At 62.1% G+C, this 3,696-nt stretch carries 7 protein-coding genes; 3 read left to right on the forward strand and 4 right to left on the reverse strand.

All coding sequences use genetic code 11. The annotated features are described in order from the left end of the window. Positions 1-70 precede the first annotated feature (70 nt). Genes ACH0BU_RS17880 through ACH0BU_RS17895 form a run of 4 tightly spaced genes read right to left on the reverse strand, consistent with a single transcriptional unit; the run spans position 71 to position 2,570 of the window. Complete coding sequence (locus ACH0BU_RS17880; protein WP_500264456.1) at positions 71-1,228, reverse strand: DUF3987 domain-containing protein; 1,158 nt, start codon at positions 1,226-1,228, stop codon at positions 71-73. A 12-nt stretch (positions 1,229-1,240) separates the two neighbouring features. After that, positions 1,241-2,209, reverse strand: coding sequence for a hypothetical protein (locus ACH0BU_RS17885; protein ID WP_500264457.1), 969 nt, complete (start codon positions 2,207-2,209; stop codon positions 1,241-1,243). Next, positions 2,206-2,394 (reverse strand): hypothetical protein, encoded by a 189-nt coding sequence (locus ACH0BU_RS17890; RefSeq protein ID WP_500264458.1) that lies wholly within the window; start codon positions 2,392-2,394, stop codon positions 2,206-2,208. Before ACH0BU_RS17890 ends, ACH0BU_RS17885 begins: the two co-directional genes overlap by 4 nt. Further along, positions 2,391-2,570 carry a hypothetical protein gene (locus tag ACH0BU_RS17895; RefSeq protein WP_500264459.1) on the reverse strand — a complete coding sequence of 60 codons (180 nt, stop codon included), beginning with the start codon at positions 2,568-2,570 and terminating at the stop codon, positions 2,391-2,393. Before ACH0BU_RS17895 ends, ACH0BU_RS17890 begins: the two co-directional genes overlap by 4 nt. Before the next feature lie 132 nt (positions 2,571-2,702). Here ACH0BU_RS17895 and ACH0BU_RS17900 point away from each other — a divergent pair, with 132 nt between their 5' ends. From ACH0BU_RS17900 to ACH0BU_RS17910, 3 genes are all read left to right on the forward strand, one after another. After that, positions 2,703-3,035, forward strand: coding sequence for a hypothetical protein (locus tag ACH0BU_RS17900; RefSeq protein WP_500264460.1), 333 nt, complete (start codon positions 2,703-2,705; stop codon positions 3,033-3,035). Between the two features lie 28 nt (positions 3,036-3,063). Next, complete coding sequence (locus tag ACH0BU_RS17905; protein ID WP_500264461.1) at positions 3,064-3,297, forward strand: hypothetical protein; 234 nt, start codon at positions 3,064-3,066, stop codon at positions 3,295-3,297. Beyond that, a partial coding sequence (locus tag ACH0BU_RS17910) for a hypothetical protein (protein WP_500264462.1) occupies positions 3,294-3,696 on the forward strand: 403 nt, incomplete at its 3' end. The genes ACH0BU_RS17905 and ACH0BU_RS17910, both read left to right, overlap by 4 nt.

The raw sequence follows: 3,696 nt of genomic DNA on the forward strand, positions 1-3,696 counted from the left end.
GCATGCTGTCACCAGTCAAGTTCGAGCGGCAGCAGATTTTGAAAGCGGAAGGCGTCTAGAAAACTAGGGGCTACTCAGCCTTCTTCACGGTCGCGTTGCTGATCTTGGTTTCACCGGCCATCACCGCCAGCACGCCCGCGATGCGCATCATCTGCTCAAGGGTGCGATTGATGAAGCCTTCGGTGCCCTGCCCCTCGAAGCGCTCGCCACGGAAGCGAACCTCATCGTTGAACCACGCCCATGCCGGGTTGGTGGTGTCGGTGTCCTCCCATTCCAGCACCTCCGGCTCCAAGCGGTAGGGATCATCCGGGTTCACCGGGAGCGGCTTGGCGGACAGGCTGTAGGTGAAATCGGTGAACGCCTTCACCAGCGCGCTGTTCGCGGCCTGCTTGGCGAGCGCTGCCGGTCCCATCGCCAACTCCGGCTTGGTGAAGCTCGGCACGTTGACCATCAGGCACCGCGCGTGGATGCCCTGCCCCTTTACGGCGTTGTTGGACAGAAACTCGTTGATCACCGGAGCCTGCACCATGAGGCAAGCGGACAGGCGGCGATCCTTGAGCTTCACGGTGCCACCCGACACGGTGTCCTTACGCAGGGCGCTGTTCTCCCACAGGAGCGACATGACGCCCGAAAGCTCCACCTCCGCCCCTTTGTTGCCCACCATGGAGTGCGACTTGAAGAACTCCGACCCTTCGCTGGTGAAGATGCCAGCGGACGGCGAGCTTTTCTCAAGCTGCGAATAGAGGGCGGCGGTGGTGATCGTCTTGAGGATCGAGTCCGGGTTCGGCGGCAGGACCGGCTTGAGGCGATCGTGCTTGACCAGCTTGTTCACCTTCTCGGTGGACGTGAGGGTGCGGTCGCCCTTGATCTCTTTGGCATCCTGCTCCCACTGCGCGAGCGCGTGGATGTAGCGGGACAGCGCCTCGTTGTAGTCGGGTTCGGCTTCCGCGACGGCACGCTTGTGCCCGCCCATGAACTCGTTGAACACGGTGGTCTTGCCGCCACCGGAGCGGTTGATCACGATCCCGAACAGCGACGTGGGCACCGACGCGCCATCGTCGGTGAGCCGCCACAGCGGGCGAACGTCATAGTGGCCTTGGATCGCGAGGGCGGCGACGCACAGCGCCACGAGGCTCACGCACTCCACGGGAATGTTGGTGTTGTTGTGCGCGCCCAACACGGCGTCGCGCATCATCTTCGGCAGGGTATGGATAGGAAAGGTCGTCATTGTTCTCCTCGCTTAATTGAACTTGTGGATCGCGCCCTTGATGAGGCGGTCGAGATAATGGTTGTTGAGGTAAGCGCGCTTGCTGGTCTTACCGGGAACGGCGGCTTGGATTGCGTCTTGAAGGCGGGACCGTAGCTCAAACGTGTCCACATCTTTGACGCGGCGGCAGTAATAGCCAATCGCGCGGCGGATCGGCCCGTGATACCTTGGTCCGATCTCGTTGAGGCGAGCGACGAAGCCTTCCTCCACACCGACGACGGTGTTCTCGTGCTTCCACACGCTGCACGGGATCACCGGGGCGAAATACGGCGGCATGTCCACCGCATCACGATCGCCGATCACCAGACCGGAACGCCCGGTGGGCATGGGATCGGGCACGCCGTCGAAAATCGGTTTCGCCGTGTAGTGGACCTGAACCGCCTCGAAGGGCGCGTCATCGATCTCCCAATTCTCGCCGATGATCCGCTCGCGGATCGTCACGCTGTCCCACGGATCGGTGAGCCAAAACCACAGGTGGCAGGAGAGATAGTCCCACCCCTTGGTGCCCGCCGATGCCGACCAGCGATAGTGGTAGCTCGCGCCGTGGAAGTAGGCGGGAAGCAGGCTCACCAGAAAGTCCAGCCGCTCTTGGTTGGTCATGTCCGCCGAAGGCGCGGGCACGCCGTCGAAGTCGCACAGCATCCATGGTTGGTGCTGCTCCTCGAAGGTGGTGTCGTAACGCGACGGCGATGACAGGCGGCGAACCCCCTTGGTATTCGCAGGGTTCTTGAGGCGACCACGCACCACGCAGGCGGTGGGCACGTCCTCAAGCGCTGTCAGAAGCTCGGACAGGTCGTGGATCGAGGCCACGTCCTCCACGGCGTGAACGTCATAGCGGAAGGCGTTGTCATAGGACTGGACGCCAGCGGCGGTGAACGTCTTGGTCAACAGCGGGGCGCGACCACCCAGCGTGACCGGCACGGATTGCAGGACGCTGATCATGCCAGCACCTCAACCGGCGACGTGAACCGCACCTCGTAACCGGCGTGACCGACACCGATCACGTCGCTGCCATCAAAGCCTTTTGCGAAAGTGACCGCATCGGCGAGCACGCGGAACAGCTTGCGATAGTGATAGCCGGAGGCGTCCCACCGGACGAACTCGGCAGGATAACTCGCGCGGCTCATCGTGCGGCCACCCACGCCACGACAGCGGCACGGCTCCACATGGCGCGCTTCGTGAAGCTCACCGGCATCGGGAAAGTATCTTCGAGGATCATGGCGTCCACGATCGGGCGTCCGACGCCAAGCAGGCGGCAGATATCGCGCTTGTTGATGAACTCGGGTAGGTTGTTATCAGTCATTCGTCTGGTCTCCATTTCTGGTTGCAGACTTATTTAGCTTCAGACTGCATTTGCCTGCATTATTCTTCTTCAAGCTAAATAATATTGCAGGCACGAAGCCCGGTGTGGGATCGTGCAGATAAGGAGAAAGACATGAAGTTCGATTGGAATGATCATCCGCTCGCCACCGTCGCGGTGCGGATCAACTTGGGGATGAGCCCCCTACATGTAGTTCAGGAGTGGATCGACGCGAGCCCGACCGGCTGGCGCGATCATGACTGGTGCCACTTCATCGATCGCGCGGACGCACTGGCGTTCGCCGCCGCCTTCCCGGCTTGGCTGCTTGAACTTGAGGACCAGCCGGTTCGCCGGGAGCCCCGCCGCACGGTGGAGAGGCCCCGGACCATGCAAGCCCTCACGGCGATGATCCGGGACAGCCAACGCCGCCAGTTTCTCAAGCCCCTCAAGCGCCAGCGCCGCGCCTAACCCCTCTTATCAACGACACAGGAGAACCATGACTTACGAAACCATCATCACCGCCATCTGCTTGATCGCCGCCTTCGCGGTGGTCTCGTGGGCCTTCCGCCCCACCTCCACGCCCGACGTTTTGCTCGAAGAGATGCGTGAGGTGATCAAGTATCACGGCGAGCGAGCGACCAAGTGGCGTGCTCGCGCCCTTCGCGCCGAAGCCGCGCTCACCAAGATCGAGGCGACGATCGCCGATTGCGAAGCGGAGGTGCGCTCGTGAGCCAGTCGAACGTGACGCCACAGACGTTTGCCGCCCTCGCACGCCAAGCGATGATCACCTCCACCCTGTTCTCCAGCATTTTGAACCGCTACCGGGTTGGACCAGAAGAGCGCCGCGCGCGGGCGCTACAGACCCGCGCCGAGCATGTAGCAAATGGTGAGTTGCCGGGATCGTCCCGGCATCCCCACGCGGTGCCGATCGGCTTCTCCATGGTGTCGGCGACCCCCTACACGGACTTCGCTTCCGCATACTCGGGACCGTGGTTCCCGGTGTTCGATCTGCCCGTGGAAGATGCCCTTGAAGCGACTGTTGGTGAAAACGAGTGTCAATCGGCGTCCAAAAAGGACCCCCTATCGGCGTCCAAAAGGGACCCCCTTCGTCGAGCAGCGTTACGGGTAT

Source organism: Sphingomonas olei, assembly GCF_045369765.1.
Taxonomy (GTDB): domain Bacteria; phylum Pseudomonadota; class Alphaproteobacteria; order Sphingomonadales; family Sphingomonadaceae; genus Sphingomonas; species Sphingomonas panaciterrae.

Bases quoted from the DNA above. Each gene is read 5' to 3' on its own strand.
- ACH0BU_RS17885 (WP_500264457.1), bottom strand. From the start codon at position 2,209: ATGATCAGCGTCCTGCAATCCGTGCCGGTCACGCTGGGTGGTCGCGCC.
- ACH0BU_RS17895 (WP_500264459.1), bottom strand. From the start codon at position 2,570: ATGACTGATAACAACCTACCCGAGTTCATCAACAAGCGCGATATCTGC.
- ACH0BU_RS17905 (WP_500264461.1), top strand. From the start codon at position 3,064: ATGACTTACGAAACCATCATCACCGCCATCTGCTTGATCGCCGCCTTC.
- ACH0BU_RS17880 (WP_500264456.1), bottom strand. From the start codon at position 1,228: ATGACGACCTTTCCTATCCATACCCTGCCGAAGATGATGCGCGACGCC.
- ACH0BU_RS17890 (WP_500264458.1), bottom strand. From the start codon at position 2,394: ATGAGCCGCGCGAGTTATCCTGCCGAGTTCGTCCGGTGGGACGCCTCC.
- ACH0BU_RS17900 (WP_500264460.1), top strand. From the start codon at position 2,703: ATGAAGTTCGATTGGAATGATCATCCGCTCGCCACCGTCGCGGTGCGG.